The organism is Streptomyces sp. yr375, assembly GCF_900110755.1.
GTDB lineage: Bacteria > Actinomycetota > Actinomycetes > Streptomycetales > Streptomycetaceae > Streptomyces.
Genome location: NZ_FOFF01000006.1, coordinates 228573 through 247650, shown reverse-complemented (window position 1 = coordinate 247650; position 19078 = coordinate 228573). Strand labels below are relative to the sequence as shown.

The 19078-nt window shown below is 71.0% G+C and carries 18 protein-coding genes; 9 read left to right on the top strand and 9 right to left on the bottom strand.

Going from position 1 to position 19078, the window contains the following annotated elements; all coding sequences use genetic code 11:
• Positions 1 to 301: 301 nt before the first annotated feature.
• A complete protein-coding gene (locus BMZ82_RS09805; protein WP_093773825.1) occupies positions 302 to 943 on the bottom strand; it encodes a DNA-3-methyladenine glycosylase in 642 nt (213 codons plus the stop codon).
• 178 nt (positions 944 to 1121) lie between these two features.
• On the opposite strand from BMZ82_RS09805, the gene BMZ82_RS09800 reads away from it, so the two are divergent.
• The 3 genes from BMZ82_RS09800 to BMZ82_RS09790 all read left to right on the top strand — a co-directional run bounded on the left by BMZ82_RS09800 (position 1122) and on the right by BMZ82_RS09790 (position 3204).
• On the top strand, positions 1122 to 1904 hold the full coding sequence (locus BMZ82_RS09800) for a sporulation protein (RefSeq protein WP_093773823.1): 783 nt from the start codon (positions 1122 to 1124) through the stop codon (positions 1902 to 1904).
• Positions 1905 to 1959: 55 nt separating this feature from the next.
• Positions 1960 to 2499 (top strand): YbhB/YbcL family Raf kinase inhibitor-like protein, encoded by a 540-nt coding sequence (locus tag BMZ82_RS09795; protein WP_093773821.1) that lies wholly within the window; start codon positions 1960 to 1962, stop codon positions 2497 to 2499.
• A gap of 198 nt (positions 2500 to 2697) precedes the next feature.
• A complete protein-coding gene (locus tag BMZ82_RS09790) occupies positions 2698 to 3204 on the top strand; it encodes an HNH endonuclease (protein WP_093773819.1) in 507 nt (168 codons plus the stop codon).
• An 81-nt stretch (positions 3205 to 3285) separates the two neighbouring features.
• Here BMZ82_RS09790 and BMZ82_RS09785 read toward each other — a convergent pair whose 3' ends face one another.
• From BMZ82_RS09785 to BMZ82_RS09775, 3 genes are all read right to left on the bottom strand, one after another.
• The gene (locus BMZ82_RS09785) at positions 3286 to 4254 is read right to left on the bottom strand and encodes an SPFH domain-containing protein (RefSeq protein ID WP_093773817.1); all 969 of its coding nucleotides are present in this window, start codon (positions 4252 to 4254) and stop codon (positions 3286 to 3288) included.
• Between the two features lie 142 nt (positions 4255 to 4396).
• Positions 4397 to 4828, bottom strand: coding sequence for an NfeD family protein (locus tag BMZ82_RS09780; RefSeq protein ID WP_093773891.1), 432 nt, complete (start codon positions 4826 to 4828; stop codon positions 4397 to 4399).
• A 105-nt stretch (positions 4829 to 4933) separates the two neighbouring features.
• Positions 4934 to 5731, bottom strand: coding sequence for an ABC transporter ATP-binding protein (locus BMZ82_RS09775; RefSeq protein WP_093773815.1), 798 nt, complete (start codon positions 5729 to 5731; stop codon positions 4934 to 4936).
• A 153-nt stretch (positions 5732 to 5884) separates the two neighbouring features.
• Here BMZ82_RS09775 and BMZ82_RS09770 point away from each other — a divergent pair, with 153 nt between their 5' ends.
• Entirely contained in the window at positions 5885 to 6673 is a 789-nt protein-coding gene (locus BMZ82_RS09770; protein ID WP_093773813.1) for a hypothetical protein, read from the top strand.
• Positions 6674 to 6847: 174 nt separating this feature from the next.
• Here BMZ82_RS09770 and BMZ82_RS09765 read toward each other — a convergent pair whose 3' ends face one another.
• From BMZ82_RS09765 to BMZ82_RS09750, 4 genes are all read right to left on the bottom strand, one after another.
• Complete coding sequence (locus BMZ82_RS09765) at positions 6848 to 7087, bottom strand: chaplin (RefSeq protein ID WP_093773811.1); 240 nt, start codon at positions 7085 to 7087, stop codon at positions 6848 to 6850.
• A gap of 190 nt (positions 7088 to 7277) precedes the next feature.
• Complete coding sequence (gene chpE / locus BMZ82_RS09760; protein WP_093773809.1) at positions 7278 to 7523, bottom strand: chaplin ChpE; 246 nt, start codon at positions 7521 to 7523, stop codon at positions 7278 to 7280.
• 168 nt (positions 7524 to 7691) lie between these two features.
• On the bottom strand, positions 7692 to 8333 hold the full coding sequence (locus BMZ82_RS09755) for a response regulator (protein ID WP_093773807.1): 642 nt from the start codon (positions 8331 to 8333) through the stop codon (positions 7692 to 7694).
• A complete protein-coding gene (locus tag BMZ82_RS09750) occupies positions 8326 to 9471 on the bottom strand; it encodes a GAF domain-containing sensor histidine kinase (protein WP_093773805.1) in 1146 nt (381 codons plus the stop codon). The genes BMZ82_RS09755 and BMZ82_RS09750 overlap by 8 nt, the downstream gene beginning before the upstream one ends.
• 241 nt (positions 9472 to 9712) lie before the next feature.
• Here BMZ82_RS09750 and BMZ82_RS09745 point away from each other — a divergent pair, with 241 nt between their 5' ends.
• From BMZ82_RS09745 to BMZ82_RS09735, 3 genes are all read left to right on the top strand, one after another.
• A complete protein-coding gene (locus BMZ82_RS09745) occupies positions 9713 to 10411 on the top strand; it encodes an SDR family NAD(P)-dependent oxidoreductase (RefSeq protein ID WP_093773803.1) in 699 nt (232 codons plus the stop codon).
• Positions 10408 to 11463, top strand: a complete 1056-nt coding sequence (locus tag BMZ82_RS09740) for an S-adenosylmethionine:tRNA ribosyltransferase-isomerase (RefSeq protein WP_093773801.1) — start codon at positions 10408 to 10410, stop codon at positions 11461 to 11463. Before BMZ82_RS09745 ends, BMZ82_RS09740 begins: the two co-directional genes overlap by 4 nt.
• 332 nt (positions 11464 to 11795) lie before the next feature.
• On the top strand, positions 11796 to 12542 hold the full coding sequence (locus BMZ82_RS09735) for a transglycosylase SLT domain-containing protein (protein WP_093773799.1): 747 nt from the start codon (positions 11796 to 11798) through the stop codon (positions 12540 to 12542).
• A 94-nt stretch (positions 12543 to 12636) separates the two neighbouring features.
• Here BMZ82_RS09735 and BMZ82_RS09730 read toward each other — a convergent pair whose 3' ends face one another.
• Entirely contained in the window at positions 12637 to 15207 is a 2571-nt protein-coding gene (locus tag BMZ82_RS09730; RefSeq protein WP_093773797.1) for an ABC transporter ATP-binding protein/permease, read from the bottom strand.
• Positions 15208 to 15454: 247 nt separating this feature from the next.
• Here BMZ82_RS09730 and BMZ82_RS09725 point away from each other — a divergent pair, with 247 nt between their 5' ends.
• Complete coding sequence (locus BMZ82_RS09725; RefSeq protein WP_093773795.1) at positions 15455 to 17674, top strand: streptophobe family protein; 2220 nt, start codon at positions 15455 to 15457, stop codon at positions 17672 to 17674.
• Positions 17675 to 17812: 138 nt separating this feature from the next.
• A complete protein-coding gene (gene serB / locus BMZ82_RS09720; protein WP_093773793.1) occupies positions 17813 to 19027 on the top strand; it encodes a phosphoserine phosphatase SerB in 1215 nt (404 codons plus the stop codon).
• Positions 19028 to 19078: the final 51 nt, after the last annotated feature.

Genomic DNA, 19078 nt, shown 5'->3' with positions numbered 1-19078 from the left:
TTTTCCCTTCGGTCTTGCGTTTCCGACTCTATCAGATCCTTTTCTTGATCCGATTCCCTGTCGGCGGGATTGCCTTGGGCTTTGGGCTTTCGCCTGTCGGCCTTTCGACATTCACTACGTTAGCCGATCCCCTCCGCAACTCATAATCGAGTTCCGCCGGGTTCGAATTCGGGCATGCGGGCATGACGAATTCGCTCCCGCTGAGGGAGGGTGTAGTAGTGGGTGGCCGCTTCCGGCTGCAGGCGAATGCCGTACCCGGGTCAAGCGGCTCGGGCCACGTTACGCGCAGGCCAACAGTGAGTCAACTTCGGCGACCTCGTGGAGCGTGGGCCCGATACGGGCTCACCGTCGGGTCGTTGGCGACCCAGTAGCGCCAGGGGTGCACGGACCCGTCGCCGGAGACTCCGGTGCGCGGGCCGCTGCGTACCTGGTCGGAGGGGGCCGGGGTGCCCGTCAGGATCCTCAGTGGGGTGTCCCCGGTGGCGCAGGCGTCCGTACCGTCGAGGGCTCTGTCCACGTCCAGGGCGGTGGCCAGGCGGGCGGGGCCTTTGGCCAGTTCTTTGTCATTTCGGGCTGAGAGTCGACGTTTGCGCGCCGACTCGGCCCCCTCGACGATCTCTCCGGCGCGGAGCAGGACGGCGCTCGCCGTGCCGTCCGGACCGCAGACGAGGTTCATGCAGTGCCACATGCCGTAGGTGAAGTAGACGTACACGTGTCCCGGCGGGCCGAACATCACGCTGTTGCGGGCCGTGGGGCCGCGGAAGGCGTGGGAGCCCGGGTCGTTGGGGCCGTCGTAGGCCTCGACCTCGGTGAGGCGCAGGGTGATCGGGCCCTCGGGGGTCGTACGGACGAGGAGGCGGCCGAGGAGATCCGGGGCCACTTCCAGGACAGGGCGGTCGAAGAAGGCCCTGGGCAGGGGCGTACGGTCGGGGGTCGCGATCATGCCCGCCGAGCGTAGTACAGACGGTGGTGCAGACGGATCGGTGCGCCGGGGTGGTCAGCGGGGACGCGGCTTGCCAGGGTGTGGAGCGCGGAACCGGCCACGTCCGGATCGCGTTTGTAGGGGGCGAGGGATCGTTCCCGTAGTTGAGTTGAGTCGTAGAAGGTCACGAGGGAGAGACATGGCGTTCAAGAAGCTGCTCGCGAGTCTGGGGGCCGGCGGCGCTTCGGTCGAGACGGTGCTGACCGAGGTCAACGTCGTTCCGGGCGGTGTCGTCCAGGGCGAGGTGCGGATCCAGGGCGGGTCCGTCAACCAGCAGATCGAGGGGCTGTCGGTCGGGCTGCAGGCCAAGGTCGAGGTCGAGAGCGGCGACCAGGAGTACAAGCAGGACATCGAGTTCACGAAGCTGCGGCTCGGCGGTGCCTTCGAGTTGCAGGCGGGTGCCGTGCACACGGTGCCGTTCGGGCTCGAGATCCCCTGGGAGACGCCGGTCACGATGATCGACGGGCAGTCGCTGCGCGGAATGAACATCGGGGTGACCACCGAGCTGGAGATCGCCCGCGCCGTGGACTCAGGTGACCTGGACCCGATCAACGTCCACCCGCTGCCGGCGCAGAAGGCCATCCTCGACGCCTTCATCCAGTTGGGCTTCCGCTTCAAGAACGCGGACCTGGAGCGCGGTCACATCCGGGGTACGCGGCAGAAGCTGCCGTTCTACCAGGAGGTCGAGTTCTACCCGCCGTCGCAGTACCGGGGGCTGAACCAGGTCGAGCTGAGCTTCGTGGCCGACGGGAACGCGATGGACGTCGTCCTGGAGATGGACAAGAAGCCCGGGCTGTTCAGCGAGGGCAGTGACACCTTCCGCTCGTTCCAGGTGGGTCTGCACGACTACCAGGGGACCGACTGGGCCGCCTACCTCAACCAGTGGCTGTCCGAGGTCGGCAGCAAGCGCAACTGGTTCTAGGCTCGGAACGACGGATTCCACCGTCTTCACACAGGATCGCTCAGGAGGTACCCAGGTGACCGAGCTCAAGCGGCGGCCGCTCCCCCATGACTTCCACCCGCCCGTGCCGTCGTTCACGGTGACGAGCGAGGATGTCGCGGCGGGCGCGACGCTCAAGAGTGCTCAGGTCTACGCGGCGGGGAACACCTCGCCGCAGTTGCGGTGGGAGGGGTTCCCGCCCGAGACCAAGAGTTTCGCCGTGACCTGTTACGACCCGGACGCCCCGACGGGCAGCGGGTTCTGGCACTGGGTCCTGTTCGACATCCCGGCCTCGGTGACCGAGCTGCCGGCGGGTGCGGGCAGCGGCGCGTTCAAGGGGCTGCCCGAGGGCGCCGTACACGTGCGTAACGACTACGGCAGCAAGGACTTCGGCGGTGCCGCTCCGCCGCCCGGGGACGGGTCGCACCGGTACGTCTTCACGGTGTACGCGGTCGATCAGGAGAAGCTCGGTCCGGACGCCGACGTCACGCCCGCCTTCGTGGGGTTCAACCTGCGGTTCCACGCGATCGCCCGCGCTCAACTGATCGGCGAGTACGAACATCCCACGGAGGGATGAGTCAGCTCATCGTTCATTGAACGTTTGCCCGCCCCCGGTCTTGGAAGTGATCAGGGGCGGGCATTTTGTTGCCGGGGGTCGCGGGGGTCGCCTCCCGTGGAGCAGCAGATATTGCGTTGTCCATCTCGGCGTGCCCGGCCAGAGTTGTTCCCAGCCCGCCACGGGGGTGGGCCGGTGCACACAGGAGGTGGGCTGGTAATGCGGGACACGCTGGTACTGAACGCGAGCTTCGAGCCGCTGTCGACGGTGACGTTGAACCGAGCCGTCGTTCTGGTGCTTCAGGACAAGGCCGTCGTCGAGCAGGCCCACCCCGAACTGCGGATGCGCGGAGCCGAGGTCGACATTCCGGCGCCGCGGGTGATCCGGCTGTGCAGGTACGTACGGGTGCCGTTCCGAAGACAAGCTCCGTGGTCGAGGCGGGGTGTGCTGGTCAGGGACCGGCACCGGTGCGCGTACTGCGGTCGTCGGGCGACGACCGTGGACCACGTGGTGCCGCGGGCGCAGGGTGGTCAGGACTCGTGGCTGAACACGGTCGCGTCGTGCGCGGAGGACAACCACCGTAAGGCGAACCGGACTCCGGAGCAGGCGGAGATGCCGTTGCTGCGGCACCCGTTCGAGCCGACGCCGGCGGACGCGATGCTGCTGTCGCTGGGGCAGGACGACCTGGCCGCACTGCCGGAGTGGCTGACGTTGGACGCGGCGTAATCCGCAACGCCGGTGACATGACTGGGGCCCACCTCCGCTCGGGAGGTGGGCCCCAGTCATGTCACCGGTGTCGTGTCGCGGTCAGTCGATCGACGGCTTCTCTCGGCGTTCGTTGCCGTTGCTGCCGTTGCCGTTACCGGAGTTGCCCGAGTTGCCGGAGTTTCCGCCGCCGCCGAAGTTGCCGAAGTTGCCCATGGCGCCGGAGAGGCCCTTGAGGGCGTCGCCGATCTCGCTGGGGACGATCCAGAGCTTGTTGGCGTCGCCTTCGGCGATCTTCGGGAGCATCTGGAGGTACTGGTAGGAGAGGAGCTTCTGGTCCGCGTCGCCGGCGTGGATCGCCTCGAAGACCGTACGCACGGCCTGGGCTTCGCCCTCGGCGCGCAGGGCGGCTGCCTTGGCCTCGCCCTCGGCGCGCAGGATCTGGGACTGCTTCTCGCCCTCGGCGGTGAGGATCGCGGCCTGGCGGGTGCCTTCGGCGGTGAGGATCGCGGCGCGCTTGTCACGGTCGGCGCGCATCTGCTTCTCCATCGAGTCCTGAATGGAGGTGGGGGGCTCGATTGCCTTGAGTTCGACGCGGTTGACGCGGATGCCCCACTTGCCGGTCGCCTCGTCGAGGACTCCGCGCAGGGCCGCGTTGATCTCCTCACGGGAGGTCAGGGTCCGCTCCAGGTCCATGCCGCCGATGATGTTGCGGAGCGTGGTGACGGTGAGCTGCTCGATCGCCTGGATGTAGCTGGCGACTTCGTAGGTCGCGGCCCGGGCGTCGGTCACCTGGTAGTAGATGACCGTGTCGATGTTGACGACCAGGTTGTCCTGGGTGATCACCGGCTGCGGCGGGAACGGGACGACCTGTTCGCGCAGGTCGATGCGGTTGCGGATGGTGTCTATGAACGGAACGACGATGTTGAGGCCCGCGTTGAGCGTGCGCGTGTAGCGGCCGAAGCGCTCCACGATCGCGGCGCTCGCCTGCGGGATGACCTGGATCGTCTTGATGAGGGCGATGAAGACCAACACCACCAGAATGACCAGGACGATGATGACCGGTTCCATCGCGGCTCCCCGTACCTTTCTCCGCCTCGGCGCTTTCGGAAGATCTTATGCCTGTTGAAGATCTTGCTGGTCGAGTCTGACAGACCGTCGTGTGGCCCGCGAGGTGTTCTGTTCACTTGCGTCGTGCGGGAGTTGTGCAAGGTCAGATGACGATCGCCGTCGCTCCCTCGATGTCCACGACGTCGACCTGCTGCCCCACGTCGTAGACGCGGTCGGTGTCGAGTGCGCGCGCCGACCAGATCTCTCCGGCGAGCTTGATCCGGCCGCCGGAGCCGTCGACGCGCTCCATCACGACGGCCTGCTTGCCCTTCAACGCGTCGATGCCGGTGGCGAGTCGGGGGCGCTGCTTGCTGTGCCGGATCGCGATGGGGCGTACGACGGCGATGAGGGCGACGGAGACGACGACGAAGACGAGTACCTGGGCGACGGCTCCGAAGCCGAGGCCCGCGACGACCGCAGCGGCCACGGCGCCGACCGCGAACATGCCGAACTCGGGCATCGCGGTCACCACGAGCGGGATTCCGAGCGCTGCCGCGCCGACGAGCCACCACACCCACGCGTCGATGTCGTTCACACCGTCATGGTAGGCCGCGGGTCCCGTCGCGGACAGGGCGCACGGGGGCAGCACCGGGTCAGGGTCGGGTCAGGGGCACGACGCGTGGGTCAGGGGCGGGACGGGTCAGGACATCGGGAGGCCCTGGGCCGTCCAGCGGTCGCCGACCTGTTCCACGACGAGCGGGAGGCCGAAGCAGAGGGAGAGGTTGCGGGAGCTGAGTTCGAGCTCGACCGGGCCCGCGGCGAGGACCTTGCCCTGGCGGATCATGAGGACGTGGGTGAAGCCGGGGGCGATCTCCTCGACGTGGTGCGTGACCATGATCATCGAGGGGGCGATGGGGTCGCGGGCGAGGCGGCCGAGTCGGCGTACGAGGTCCTCGCGGCCGCCGAGGTCGAGGCCGGCGGCGGGCTCGTCGAGGAGCAGCAGCTCGGGGTCGGTCATCAGGGCGCGGGCGATGAGGACGCGCTTGCGCTCGCCCTCGGAGAGGGTGCCGAACCTGCGCTCCAGGTAGTCGCTCATGCCGAGGCGGTCGAGGAAGGCGCGGGCGCGCTGCTCGTCGACGTCCTCGTACTCCTCCTGCCAGCCGGCGGTCATGCCGTAGGCGGCGGTGAGGACGGTCTGCAGGACGGTCTGGCGCTTGGGGAGCTTGTCGGCGAGAGCGATGCCGGCCATGCCGACGCGCGGGCGCAGTTCGAAGACGTCGGTGCCGGGCTTGCCGAGGGTCTCGCCGAGGACGGAGGCGGTGCCGGCGCTGGGGAAGAGGTAGGTGGAGGCGATGTTGAGGAGGGTCGTCTTGCCGGCCCCGTTGGGACCGAGGATGACCCAGCGCTCGCCCTCCTTGACCGACCAGGAGACCTGGTCCACGAGAGCCCGGCCCTCACGGACCACGGTTACGTCCTGAAGCTCCAGAACATCGCTCATGAGCGCGTTGTCTCCCCTTGCAGTGTGGCCGGTCGGTTGTCGCGGTCGCCTGTGGCTCGGACCGCCGCGCACGGGTGGGCGCGGCCCCCTCGGGAAAATCTACGCCACCGGTCGGGCGGACCGTTCCATCGGTCCGGTCCTTAGGCTGGGGGCATGTTCTCGGAACCGCGCTCTGGTCGCCTTGCCGCTTGGGGAAATGCCCTGTTGGCCGGATTTGTATCGCCGGACGACGCCGTCGTCGCCATCGTCGGCGAGGACGCCGTGCACCGGGTGGAGGGGTTGCCCGGTGAGTCGGCGCCCGTCGGGCTCACGCTCGCGCTGGGGCGGCTGCGGTCGCTCGGGGTGAACGGGATGCGGGTGGCGCTGCCGGCTCCCGGGCATCCGCTGGGGCTGAGCGGGCCGCCCGAGTTCAACGCGCGGGCGTTGGAGGCGGAGGAGGCGGTGGTCTGTCACGGCGCCGGGTACGGGCTGGTGCCCGAGGTGTCCGAGGCGGGGCCCGCCGGTGATGTGCACGTCGAGGTCGTGTGGCACTGCCTGCCGGTGCGGGAGGCGCCGCCGGCCGATGTGCCGTCGCTGGGTGAGGCGGAGCGGGAGCTGGCGGAGGCGCTGCGGGATGCCACGGCGGTGTTGTCGCGGCTGGACCTGGCGGGGTCGGGGCCGGTGGCGGAGGCGGCGATCGACGCGTACCGGGCGCGGACCGAGCGGGGGCGGGAGGTGTTGGCGCCGGGGTATCCGCCGCGGGCGGTGCGGGTGTTGGAGATGGCGCGGCGGGTGGGGTTGCTGGTGTCGCTGGCGTACGAGAACGGGCCGGGTGGGGCGGTGAGTTCGGCGGAGATCGCGGTGCGGGCGGAGGCGTTGCGGCCGGTGGAGCGGACGGGGCGGCGGGCGCAGGTCGCCGCGTACAACTCCGTTGTGGAGGAGCGGGAGCGGGGGGTGCGGTGAGGGTGGGTTGCTTGGTTGGCGTCTGTTGGTGTGGGCGTGCTGGGGGCGCTGCCCCCAGACCCCCGTATCGGCCCTGAAGGGGCCTCGTCCTCAAACGCCGGACGGGCTGAAAAAACGGGAAGGGCCCACACGTCGTCTTTGACGGGTGGGCCCTTTCGGTGCTTCGGCTGTGGGTCAGCGGTTGATGCCCGTGTTGCCGAAGGACGGGTTCAGGAGGCCGATGACGTTCACGCTGTCGCCGACCACGTTGACGGGGACGTTGACCGGGACCTGGGTGGCGTTGCCGGAGAGGACGCCCGGGGACTTCACGGCCGCGCCCTCGGCGCCCGCGTCTGCGACGGCCGCACCGGCCGAGGCGCCTGCGGCGATACCGGCGACGGTGAGGGCCACGGCGGCCTTCTTGGCGATGTTCATGGGTTGCGTTCCTCCTGCGGTTGCGTGTCCGACCCGGCCCCGGGTCGTGCGCTGCCCAACGCGGACGTGGTCCGCGACGGTGCGGGGAGGGGGCGCACACAGCTCGTTCGGAGCATTGGAGCGACAAGCAGACCGGCCTCCCCGGTGGGGACCGGGGAGGCCGGAGGTGACTGCGGGTCCGGGCGGGACCTCAGTGGTTGAGACCCAGGTTGCCGAAGGCCGGGTTCAGCACGCCGATGACGTTCACGCTGTTGCCGACCACGTTGACCGGGACGTGAACCGGGGCCTGGACGAGGTTGCCCGAGACGACGCCCGGCGAGCCCTTGGCCTCGCCGAGGGCGGTGGCGCCGTCGGTGGCGGAGGCCATGCCGGCACCCGCCGCGATCAGCCCGCCGGCCACCATCGTCACGGCCGCTGCCTTCTTCAGGTTCTTCACTTCTGACCCCTCCTAGCGATTGCCGCGGCAGTCGCCGCGGCACGGACTGGAGAACGCCGGGGACCGCCGAAGGTTGCGCCATTCGGGGGACATTCCCACGACGGTATGAATCTCGGATCGGAAGTTAACCTTCCATGTTGTCGGCCGGCCCGTGACCGTCGGCCGGTGTCAGTCGGCCAGGCCATGGCGTACGGCCCACAGTGCGGCCTGGGTGCGGTCCGCGAGGTCGAGCTTCATCAGGATGTTCGAGACGTGCGTCTTGACCGTCTTCTCGGAGAGGACCAGGGCGCGGGCGATCTCGCGGTTGGAGCGGCCGTCCGCGATCAGGCCGAGCACCTCGCGTTCCCGTTCGGTGAGCGAACCGCCTCTGCCCTGGCCCGAGTTGGCCTCCTCCTGGGAGAGGAGCGCGCCCGCCACCTCCGGTTGGAGCAGGATGTGGCCGGCGTGGACCGAGCGGATGGCGCCGGCGAGGGCGTCGGGGTCCACGTCCTTGTAGACGTACCCGGCGGCGCCCGCGCGCAGGGCCGGGACGACCGTGCGCTGTTCGGTGAAGCTGGTGACGATCAGCACGCGCGCGGGATTGTCGAGTTCGCGGAGCTTGCGGAGGGCCTCGACGCCGTCCATGCCGGGCATCTTGACGTCCATCAGGACGACGTCGGGCTTCAACTCCTCGGCGCGGGCGACTCCTTCGGCGCCGTCGGCGGCCTCGCCGACGACCTCGATGTCGTCCTGCACTTCGAGGAAGGTGCGCAGGCCCCGGCGGACGACCTGGTGGTCGTCGACGAGCAGCACCTTGATTGCGTCAGCCACCGGGAGCCTCCAGCTCGATCGTGGTGCCCTTGCCGGGCGCCGAGTGCACCGTGAGCGTGCCGCCGATCCCGCTCGCGCGGTCGCGCATCGACACCAGACCGAGGTGGCGGCCGGCGCGGCGGACCGTCGTCGGGTCGAAGCCGGTGCCGTCGTCCGAGACGCGCAGGACCGTGTCCTGGCCGCGCTTGTGGAGGGTGACCTCGACCCGCCCGGCTCCGGAGTGGCGCAGCGCGTTGTGCAGGGCCTCCTGGGCGACCCGCAGCAGGGCGTCCTCCTGGGCGGCGGGCAGGGCGCGGACGCCGGTGGCAGTGAAGGTCACGCGTGCGGTGTGGGCGCGGTCGAGGACCTGGATGTGGGTGCGCAGGGTGGCCACGAGGCCGTCCTCGTCGAGGGCGGCGGGCCTCAACTCGACCACTGCGGCGCGCAGTTCGTCGGCCGCCTCGGCGGCGAGGGCGGCGACCTGCTGCAACTCGCCCTTCGCGCGGGAGGGGTCGCGGTCGACGAGGGCGGCGGCGGCCTGGGCCGTCAGGCGCAGGGAGAACAGCTTCTGGCTGACCGCGTCGTGCAACTCGTGGGCCAGCCGGGAGCGTTCCTCGGCGATGGTCAGTTCGCGGCTGCGCTCGTAGAGGCGGGCGTTGGTGAGGGCTATCGCGGCGTGCTGGGCGAGGATCGAGAGCAGTTCCTCGTCGTCCTCGGTGAAGCCGCAGCCGCCGTCGGGTTTCGGGCAGTTCTTGTTGGCTAGGAACAGGGCGCCGATGATCTCGTCGCCGTCGCGGATGGGCAGGCCCAGGAAGTCGGACATCTCGGGGTGGGCGGACGGCCAGCCCTCGAAGCGGGGGTCCTTGCGGACGTCGGCGAGGCGCTCGGGGCGGGCCTCGTGCAGCATCGCCGCCAGGATGCCGTGCTGGCGGGGCAGCGGGCCGATGGCCTTCCACTGCTTGTCGCTGATGCCGTCGACGACGAACTGGGCGAACCCGCCGTGGTCGTCGGGGACGCCGAGGGCGGCGTAGCGCGCGTTCAGCAGCTCACGGGCGGAGGCGACGATCGTCTTGAGGACGTCGCGCACCTCCAGGTGCCTGCTCATGGCCAGCAGCGCGGAGCTCACCGCGGCGAGGCCGGACCGGGGGCCTTGACTCATGTCCTCACGGTACCGGCGGGGTGTGACACCGCGGATCGGTCCGGTGACGGCCGTGGCCTGGGGCGGGAGACCTAGGGCCGAGGTCCCGGGTGCGGGGTCCTAGGGCTCCGGGACCGGGTCGGCGGCGTACGACGAAGGGTGCTTCGCAGGTGCGTCCCCTGGCCGAGGCGGCGGTGGGGGGACGGTTCCTACGTTGGGGTCGTCGCCGGGTGGCGGCGGGTTCGACGAGGGGACGGTTGTCATGCCGGTAGCGATCATCACGGGGGCTTCGAAGGGGCTGGGGCGGGCGCTGGCCGAAGCCCTGGCCGCGCGAGGGTGGGATCTGGTGCTCGACGCCAGGACGGCGGAGGTGCTCAAGGACACGGCGGCGGCCGTGGCGTCGTACGGGACGCGGGTCGAGGCCCGCGTGGGGGACGTCACGGATGCCGGGCACCGGGCCGAGCTGGTGGCGGCCGCCCGGCAGCTCGGGGGCTGTGACCTGCTGGTGAACAACGCGAGCGCGCTGGGGGCCGAGCCGCTGGTGCGGCTGGCGGAGCTGCCCCTGGACGGGCTGCGGCGGGCGCTGGAGGTGAACGTGGTGGCGGCGCTGGGGCTGGTCCAGGAGGCGCTGCCGCTGCTGCGCGGGGCGCGGGCGGGCGCGGTGATCACCGTCAGCTCGGACGCGGCCGCCGAGGCGTACGGGACGTGGGGCGGTTACGGGGCGTCCAAGGCGGCCCTGGACCAGCTCGCGGCGGTGCTCGGCGTGGAGGAGCCGCGGCTGCGGGTGTGGGCGGTGGACCCCGGGGACATGGCCACGGACCTGTACGCGGCGGCCGTACCGGACGACGACGGGCCGCGGCCCGGGCCGGACGGTGTGGCGCCGGCGTTTGTACGGCTGCTGGACGAGCGGCCGGCGAGCGGGCGGTACGCGGCCCCGGCGCTGCTGGAGGGCGGGCGATGACGCTGGCCGTGCGGGTGCCGGAGGAGTTGTCGGCGCGGGTGCCGGCCGAGCAGCGTGGGCCGGGGCGGGGCCGCGGTGATGTGCGGCTGCTGGTGTCGCGGGGGACGGAGGTGGCGCACCACGCCTTCCGGGAGCTGCCGGGTCTGTTGCGGGCCGGGGACCTGCTGGTGGTGAACACCTCGCCGACGCTGGCGGCGGCCGTGAACGGGCGGATCGGGCACGCGCGCGTGGTGGTGCACTTCTCTACGCGCGGGGACGACGGCCGGTGGGCCGTGGAGCTGCGGGTTCCGGACGGGGACGGCACCACGCGCGCGCGTGCGGGCGGGCCGGTGGGGGCGCGGGTGCGGCTGCCCGGGGGTGCGCGGTTGGTGCTGGAGGAGCCGCTGAGTCCGGGGAGTGGGCGGTTGTGGTGGGCGCGGGTGTCGCCCGGTGGGGCGGTGCCCGGGGTGCTGCGCGAGCACGGGCGCCCCATCCGTTACTCCTATACGGAGCGGGATCAGCCGCTGTCCGTCTACCAGACGGTGTTCGCGCTGCCGTCGGCCGACGGGGCGGGCAGCGCGGAGATGCCGAGTGCGGCGCGGCCCTTCACGGCGGGGCTGGTGGCGGAGCTGGTGAGCCGGGGGGTGCGGTTCGCGCCGGTCACGCTGCACACGGGGGTCGCGTCGGCGGAGGCGCACGAGCCGCCGTATCCGGAGCGGTTCGCGGTGCCGGAGGCGTCGGCGCGGCTGATCAACGCGGGGCGGGCGGGCGACGGGCGGGTGCTGGCGGTGGGTACGACGGCGGTGCGGGCCGTGGAGTCGGCGGCCGGGGCGGACGGGGTCGTACGCGCGCGTGCGGGGTGGACGGATCTCGTCGTCACGCCCGCGCGCGGGGTGCGGGTGGTGGACGGGCTGCTGACCGGGCTGCACGAGCCGGAGGCCTCGCATCTGCTGATGCTGGCGGCGGTGGCGGGGCGGGCGGCGATCGACCGGGGCTACGAGGAGGCGCTGCGCGGGCGCTATCTGTGGCACGAGTTCGGGGACGTGCACCTCATCCTCCCGCAAGAGTGCTGACGCAGAGCGTTGCTTTGGCAACGCGCGGTGAGAACGGGGTGGGCTCCGTGTGAGCCCCCGCATAGGGCGCAGGTCACCTACGAGGGGCGATAGGAGAGCAAGGCGACCGACATGAGCGGGGCAGATAGCTCTATCTGTCCCGTTTTGCCCTTCCCTGGTCTCCTATCGAGGATCGTACGTCACACCTTTGCCTGTCCGTTTTGCGGCAGCTAAGAATGGTTCTCGTCGCTCAGCGCCGTGGGTTCTCCCCGGCGGCGCCCGTGCCTCAAGCACCCGCTGTCCGCCGTCGGACGAAGAGAGCGACCTCCCCTAGTCGAAGAGGTCCTTCCGCCATGCCCAAGAACACTCACAAGATCGCGATCGCGGGTGCCGCCACCCTCGGCGCCGCCGCCCTCGCCTTCTCCGTGGTGCCGGCCGACGCGCAGACGACCACCAAGACGGACGCCGTCTCCTCGGCCCGGGTCGCCTACAGCTCCGAGCAGGTCAAGGACGTGAAGGGCAGCGTGACCGACCAGCTCGCCGGCGCGAGCGTGAAGGCCGACGCCATCGAGGCGAAGAAGAAGGCCGCCGCCGCTGCCGCCGCGAAGAAGAAGGCCGCCGCGGCGAAGGCTGCCGCCGCGAAGACCGCTGCCGCGAAGAAGAAGGCGGCCGCCGCTGCCGCCGCGAAGAAGAAGGCCGCAGCCGCGCGCAAGGCGAAGGAGGCCGCGAGCCGGTCCGCCAAGCGCGCCGCGATCAAGAAGGCCGTCACCAAGACCTACGCCAACAACCTGGACGGCTGGATCAAGCGCTCGCTGGACATCATGAAGTCCAAGGGCATCCCGGGCAGCTACCACGGCCTGCACAAGAACATCATGCGCGAGTCCTCGGGCAACCCGAACGCGATCAACAACTGGGACATCAACGCCATCAACGGCATCCCGTCCAAGGGTCTGCTCCAGGTGATCCCGCCCACCTTCAAGGCGTACCACGTGCCCGGTACGTCCTGGAACATCTACGACCCGGTCGCCAACATCACGGCCGCCGCCAACTACGCGGCCGACCGGTACGGCTCGATCGACAACGTCAACAGCGCGTACTGAGTGACGTACCGAGTGACGTACTGAGCGACCTTCACGCGCCGATGGGCGGCACCCCTTGCACGGGGTGCCGCCCATCGGCGTACTGCGGGAACGACTACTTGCGCATGACCTCGGGCTCGTGGCGGCGCAGGAAGCGCGCCACGAAGAAGCCGCAGACCACGCCGAGGGCGATCAGCGCGGCCATGTCCAGGCCCCAGGCGCCAACGGTGTGCTCCCACAGCGGGTCCGTCGCGCCGCCGTCCTTCGGCGGGCTGATCTTGTTGAAGTCCAGCGTGGCGCCGGCGGCCGCGACGGCCCAGCGGGACGGCATCAGGTACGAGAACTGGTTGACGCCGACCGCGCCGTTCAGGCTGAACAGACAGCCGGTGAACACGACCTGGATGATCGCGAACATGACCAGCAGCGGCATCGTCTTCTCGGCCGTCTTCACCAGCGACGAGATGACCAGGCCGAACATCATCGACGTGAAGCCCAGCGCCATGATCGGGATCGACAGCTCGACCAGGGTGGCGCTGCCGAGGACCAGGCCCTGGGTCGGGATCTCCCGGCTCGCGAAGCCGATCACGCCGACCAGCAGACCTTGCAGCACGGTGATGACGCCGAGCACGAACACCTTGGACATCAGGTACGCGGAGCGCGACAGGCCGGTCGCGCGTTCCCGCTCGTAGATGACCCGTTCCTTGATCAGCTCACGGACGGAGTTCGCCGCGCCCGCGAAGCAGGCGCCGACCGCGAGGATCAGCAGGACGGTGGTGGCCGTGCCGTTGGGGATGATCCGGCCCGACTTCGGGTTGACCGGGTTGGGCAGCAGGCCGTTGCCGGAGTCGATGAGCAGGCTCACCGCGCCGAGGACGGCCGGCAGGATCACCGTCAGCGCCAGGAAGCCCTTGTCGGAGACGATCACCGAGACATAGCGGCGCACCAGTGTGACGAACTGCGACATCCAGCCCTGCGGCTTCGGCGGCTTCATCGCCTGCATCGGCGGCATCTGTACGGACTGCGGCGCGATGGCGTCGATGTCCGCGGCGTACATCTGGTAGTGCTGCGAGCCCTTCCAGCGGCCCGCCCAGTCGTAGTCGCGGTAGTTCTCGAAGGCGGAGAAGACGTCGGCCCAGGTGTCGTAGCCGAAGAAGTTCAGTGCCTCCTCGGGCGGGCCGAAGTAGGCGACCGAGCCGCCCGGGGCCATCACCAACAGCTTGTCGCAGATCGCCAGTTCGGCCACGGAGTGCGTGACGACGAGGACCGTGCGGCCGTCGTCGGCGAGGCCGCGCAGCAACTGCATGACATCGCGGTCCATGCCCGGGTCGAGGCCCGACGTGGGTTCGTCCAGGAAGATCAGCGACGGCTTGGTGAGCAGCTCCAGGGCCACCGAGACGCGCTTGCGCTGGCCACCGGAGAGGGAGGTGATCTTCTTCTCTTTGTGGATGTCCAGCTTGAGTTCGCGCAGCACCTCGTCGATGCGGGCGTCGCGCTCGGCGCCCGTGGTGTCGGCGGGGAAGCGGAGCTTGGCCGCGTACTTGAGGGCCCGCTTGACGGTCAGTTCCTTGTGCAGGATGTCGTCCTGCGGGACCAGGCCGATGCGCTGGCGCAGTTCGGCGAACTGCTTGTAGAGGTTGCGGTTGTCGTAGAGGACGTCGCCCTGGTTGGCGGGCCGGTAGCCGGTGAGCGCCTTGAGCAGGGTGGACTTGCCGGAACCGGACGGTCCGATGACCGCGATCAGCGACTTCTCGGGGACGCCGAAGGAGACGTCCTTGAGGATCTGCTTGCCGCCGTCGACCGTGACGGTCAGGTGGCGGGCCGAGAAGGAGACGTCACCGGTGTCGACGAACTCCTCGAGCCGGTCGCCGACGATCCGGAACGTCGAGTGGCCGACGCCGACGACGTCGGTCGGGCCCAACTGGACCGAGCCGCCCTTGGCGATCGGCTGGCCGTTGACGTAGGTGCCGTTGTGCGAGCCGAGGTCGCGGATCTCCATGCGCCCGTCGGGCGTCGAGTGGAACTCGGCGTGGTTGCGCGAGACTTGCAGGTCGGAGACGACCAGCTCGTTCTCCAGGGCACGGCCGATGCGCATCACGCGGCCGAGGGAGAACTGGTGGAACGTGGTGGGGCTGCGGTCGCCGTAGACCGGCGGCGCCCCCGCGCCACCACCGGGAACCTTCTGGGCATAGCCCTCGGCCGGTCCCTGCTGCTGCGGGACCTGCGGTGCGGCCTGCTGCGGCTGCTGCCAGCCGGCCTGTGCGGGCGGCGAACCCTGCGCGGCCTGCGGCTGCGGGGCCTGGGCCTGCTGGGCCCAGCCCGGGTTCGCGGCCTGCGCGGCGTACGGCTGCTGCGGCTGCTGCTGAGCGGCGGGTGCCTGCGCTCCCGCGCCCGCGGCCGCTCCCGTCAGGTTCAGCCGCGGCCCGTCGGTCGCGTTGCCCAGGTGCAGCGCCGCGCCAGGGCCGATCTCCAACTGCTGGACCCGCTGGCCCTGCGCCCACGTGCCGTTGGTGCTGCCATGGTCCTCGACGACCCAACTGCGGCCGTTGAAGCTGACCGTGGCGTGACGCCAGGAGACCCTGGCGTCGTCTAGGACGACGTCCCCCTGCGGATCACGTCCGAGGGTGTATGTCCTGGACGGATCGAGCGTCCAGGTGCGTCCGTTCAATTCCAGTACGAGTTCCGGCACTCCAGCCCCACTGAGTTGTCCCCCGAGTTAGCCCCATCGACGGGGAGTCTAGGGATGTCGAACATCGGGGGGAACTATTTCAGTAGCGGCCCCCTGACCGAAAGTCGGGCCTTGTGAAGAGCGTGCGCGAGCGTATCGGCCGTTCCCGTTGACGGGGTTGAAACCGGACCGGAGAGTGGTAAAAGCACGCGAGGGGGGACGGAAGCGGCGATCTTCGCCGCTTCGCACCGCGGATCGGGGGGTCTGCATGAGGGTCGGCACGGGTGTCGAGGGCAGTGGGAGCACGGCGCGCGGTGGGGGCGTGCCGTGGACGGACGTACTGCTGGCCGCGATCACCGCGGTGAGCTGGGCGTTGATCGGCATGGCGGGGACGGCGGCGCTCGGGCTGCATCTCCTGGGGGCGGACTCCGCGGGCTCGTTGGGCCCGATGACGGCCGCGGTGGTGGCCCTGGGCGCCGGCGGCTCGGTGACTCCGTCCGGCGATGTGTCCGCCTTCGGACTCACGGGCGCGCAGGCGACCACGGCCATCGAGATCACGCCATTGGGGGTGAGCCTGGTGGGCGCGCTGCTCCTGTCGTGGTTCTTCCTACGGTCCCTGCGCGCGGCGGGAGTTGTGATCGCCCCGGCCGAACTCCTCGCGCGCGTCGGCGCGGTGGTCGCGCTGTTCGTGGCGATGCTCGGCGGGCTGGCCTGGGCGGGGCACGACGTCATCACGCTCGACGGCGCCTCGCTGGGGTTGGGGGATCTGCCCGGCCTGGGCGGGGGCGGCGCGGGAAGTGGCGGGGGCGGGGGCGGGGGTCTGGAGATTCCCGGGCTCGGGGACATCGGGGGTATCGGGGACATCGGTGGGCTGCTGCCCGACCGGCTCGGCGATCTGGTCGACGCGAAGGCCGCGGTCGGCTTCACCGTCGACACGGCTCCCACGCTGTTCGGCGGCCTCGGCTGGTGCCTGGGCATCCTGCTGATCGCCCTGCTGGCCTCGCGCCGCACACCGCTGCCGCGCGGCTGGGAGGCGGTGCATCGCGTGGTGCGGCCGGCAGTGTCCGCCGTGGTCACCGTGCTGCTGGTGGCGGTGGCGGCCGGGTTCGCGGCGGCGGCGTACGCGGCGATCGGCGACGACCACCCCCGGCGGATCGCGGGAGCGGCGCTGCTCGGCACCCCGAACGGGGTCTGGTTGGGCATCCCGCTCGGCCTGTTCGTCCCGTGGGACGGCCACGCGACGGGAGCCCTGACCAACCTCCTCCCGTCCCCGCTGGACGACCTCCTACGCCTCGGCACCGACCAGCCGGTGACCCTGAGCCGCCTCGCCGGACTGGACGGCCGAGTGTGGCTGCTGGGAGTGGCGGCGGCCCTGATGATGCTGCTGGCGGGGGTGCTTACGGCGGTACGGACGCCGGTGATGGGTGGGGCGGGAGTGGGGGGCGCTCCGCGTGCGGGGGCCGTGGGGGTTGTAGGGGCTTTGGGGGGTGGTGGGCGTACGGGGGCTGCGGGAGGTGCGGGGCGTGCGAGGGGTGCGGGAGTTGCGGAGGGTGCGGAGGCCGCTGGGCGTGCGGGGGCTGCGGGGCCTGGGACAGACCGGGCCGGGGTCGGTGCGGTGCGTGGGCGATGGGCGGGCGGGGTGGCCGGGGCGGAGGTCGGTAAAGGGGGCGGAGGAGCGGGTGCCGGTGTGGTGGGTGCCGGTCTCGCGGGTGGGTGGTCCGGGGGGTCGGGGGCTTCGGGGCGTGGCGGCGGGGGGCTGGTGGGGTTCACGGGGTTCGTGGGGCGTTGTGCTCTGCGCATGGGGGTGGTGGGTGCCTTGATGTTGCCGTTGGTCGTCTGGCTGACGGAGCTGTCCGTGGACGCCTCGCTGTCCGTGCTGGGCTTCGATGCGTTCGGGGCCGGGATCTCGCTGCACGGACGCGTCGGTGCGGCGCTGCTGCTGGGTGCCGTGTGGGGCGCGGGAGCGGGGGCCGCCGGTGCGTCGCTGGCGTGGGTCACGGGGGCGGCGGGGCGGCGGGCGGCGCCACTGGCACGGGGTGACCTGAGGGGTGTGGTGACGGAGGTTTCCGGCGGGGGGCGTGGGCTTTCGGGGCACGCCGGTGACCGGGCGGGGCCGTACGCGCCGAGTGCCTCGTACCGGGCGCCGAATCCGGGGACCAACCCCTACCTGCGGCTCCCGGAAGAGCTGCGGGACGTGCAGGACGCACGGCCGGAGCCCGGGCGGGGCGAAGGCGGCGGGGGCGAGCGGTCGAGGTCGTACGAGAGCTCGCGGCCGGGCGAGCCCCCGGTGCAGGGCGGGCCTCCGGACGACGTCTACGGCGCTCCGACCGTGGTCCGGCCGATCGGCCCGCCGCCCCGCTCGCCGCGTCGGCCGCCCGGCCCGCGGCCGCCGTCGAGGCCGGACGGGGGGCCGCCTCCGCCACCGCCGCTCCCACCACCTGTTCCTCCCCCGCCCCCTCCCTCGCCCCCGCCGAGGGGCTCACGGTGACGGTCGCGGTGCCGGTCGGGGTGCCGGTCGGGGTCTGCTGTTGGGGGGTTCGTCATCTCGCCGCCATGCACTGTTCCCTGTCCGTCAGGCGGACCTGACGGGCGGAAGGCACTGGGTGCCGGATACGGTGGACACACCATGAGTGCTTTGCAGACTTCGTCCCCCGACGTCCCCACGCTCCTTGTCAAGATCTTCGGCAAGGACAGACCGGGCATCACGGCCGGCCTCTTCGACACCCTCGCCGCCTACTCCGTCGACGTCGTCGACATCGAGCAGGTCGTCACCCGAGGGCGGATGGTGCTGTGCGCGCTCGTGACCGAGCCGCAGGCCGGCCTGGAGGGGGACCTGCGGTCGACGGTCCACAGTTGGGCCGAGTCGATGAAGATGCAGGCGGAGATCATCTCCGGCCTCGGCGACAACCGGCCGCGCGGCCTCGGGCGGTCGCTGGTCACTGTGCTCGGGCATCCGCTCACCGCTCAGGCCACGGCGTCGATCGCCGCGAAGATCACGAAGGCCGGCGGGAACATCGACCGTGTCTTCCGGCTCGCCAAGTACCCCGTCACCGCGGTCGAGTTCGCCGTCTCCGGGGTGGAGACCGGGCCGTTGCGCACCGCCCTGGTCACGGACGCGGCGGCGCTCGGTGTGGACGTCGCCGTGGTGGACGCGGGCCTGTACCGGCGGGCCCAGCGGCTCGTCGTCATGGACGTCGACTCCACCCTCATCCAGGACGAGGTGATCGAGCTCTTCGCCGCGCACGCCGGCTGCGAGGACAAGGTCGCCGAGGTGACGGCGGCCGCGATGCGCGGTGAGCTCGACTTCGAGCAGTCGCTGCACGCGCGCGTGGCGCTGCTGGCGGGGCTGGACGCCTCCGTCGTGGACAAGGTGCGCGCCGAGGTGCGGCTGACGCCGGGTGCGCGCACGCTGATCCGGACGCTGAAGCGGCTCGGCTACCAGGTGGGCGTCGTCTCCGGCGGTTTCACCCAGGTCACCGACGATCTGAGGGAGCGGCTCGGGCTGGACTTCGCCCAGGCCAACACGCTGGAGATCGTCGACGGCAAGCTGACCGGCCGGGTCACCGGCGAGATCGTGGACCGTGCGGGCAAGGCGCGGCTGCTGCGCAGGTTCGCCGCCGAGGCGGGCGTACCGCTGTCGCAGACCGTGGCGATCGGTGACGGTGCCAATGACCTGGACATGCTCAACGCGGCGGGTCTCGGGGTCGCCTTCAACGCCAAGCCGGTGGTGCGCGAGGCGGCGCACACGGCGGTGAACGTGCCGTTCCTGGACACCGTCCTGTATCTGCTCGGCATCACCCGCGAAGAGGTCGAGGCCGCGGAGACCCACGACGAGCAGTAGCCGAGCAGTAGCAGGCGACCCGGGGACCGGGCGGCCAGCAGCCCGGTCGTA

What these genes read in the sequence shown, in the direction of transcription:
- BMZ82_RS09770 (WP_093773813.1), top strand. Translation starts at nt 5,885, where the DNA reads ATGTTCTCGGAACCGCGCTCTGGTCGCCTTGCCGCTTGGGGAAATGCC.
- BMZ82_RS09740 (WP_093773801.1), top strand. Translation starts at nt 10,408, where the DNA reads ATGACGCTGGCCGTGCGGGTGCCGGAGGAGTTGTCGGCGCGGGTGCCG.
- BMZ82_RS09790 (WP_093773819.1), top strand. Translation starts at nt 2,698, where the DNA reads ATGCGGGACACGCTGGTACTGAACGCGAGCTTCGAGCCGCTGTCGACG.
- BMZ82_RS09745 (WP_093773803.1), top strand. Translation starts at nt 9,713, where the DNA reads ATGCCGGTAGCGATCATCACGGGGGCTTCGAAGGGGCTGGGGCGGGCG.
- BMZ82_RS09735 (WP_093773799.1), top strand. Translation starts at nt 11,796, where the DNA reads ATGCCCAAGAACACTCACAAGATCGCGATCGCGGGTGCCGCCACCCTC.
- BMZ82_RS09750 (WP_093773805.1), bottom strand. Translation starts at nt 9,471, where the DNA reads ATGAGTCAAGGCCCCCGGTCCGGCCTCGCCGCGGTGAGCTCCGCGCTG.
- BMZ82_RS09775 (WP_093773815.1), bottom strand. Translation starts at nt 5,731, where the DNA reads ATGAGCGATGTTCTGGAGCTTCAGGACGTAACCGTGGTCCGTGAGGGC.
- BMZ82_RS09800 (WP_093773823.1), top strand. Translation starts at nt 1,122, where the DNA reads ATGGCGTTCAAGAAGCTGCTCGCGAGTCTGGGGGCCGGCGGCGCTTCG.
- BMZ82_RS09785 (WP_093773817.1), bottom strand. Translation starts at nt 4,254, where the DNA reads ATGGAACCGGTCATCATCGTCCTGGTCATTCTGGTGGTGTTGGTCTTC.
- BMZ82_RS09805 (WP_093773825.1), bottom strand. Translation starts at nt 943, where the DNA reads ATGATCGCGACCCCCGACCGTACGCCCCTGCCCAGGGCCTTCTTCGAC.
- serB (WP_093773793.1), top strand. Translation starts at nt 17,813, where the DNA reads ATGAGTGCTTTGCAGACTTCGTCCCCCGACGTCCCCACGCTCCTTGTC.
- BMZ82_RS09765 (WP_093773811.1), bottom strand. Translation starts at nt 7,087, where the DNA reads ATGAACATCGCCAAGAAGGCCGCCGTGGCCCTCACCGTCGCCGGTATC.
- BMZ82_RS09725 (WP_093773795.1), top strand. Translation starts at nt 15,455, where the DNA reads ATGAGGGTCGGCACGGGTGTCGAGGGCAGTGGGAGCACGGCGCGCGGT.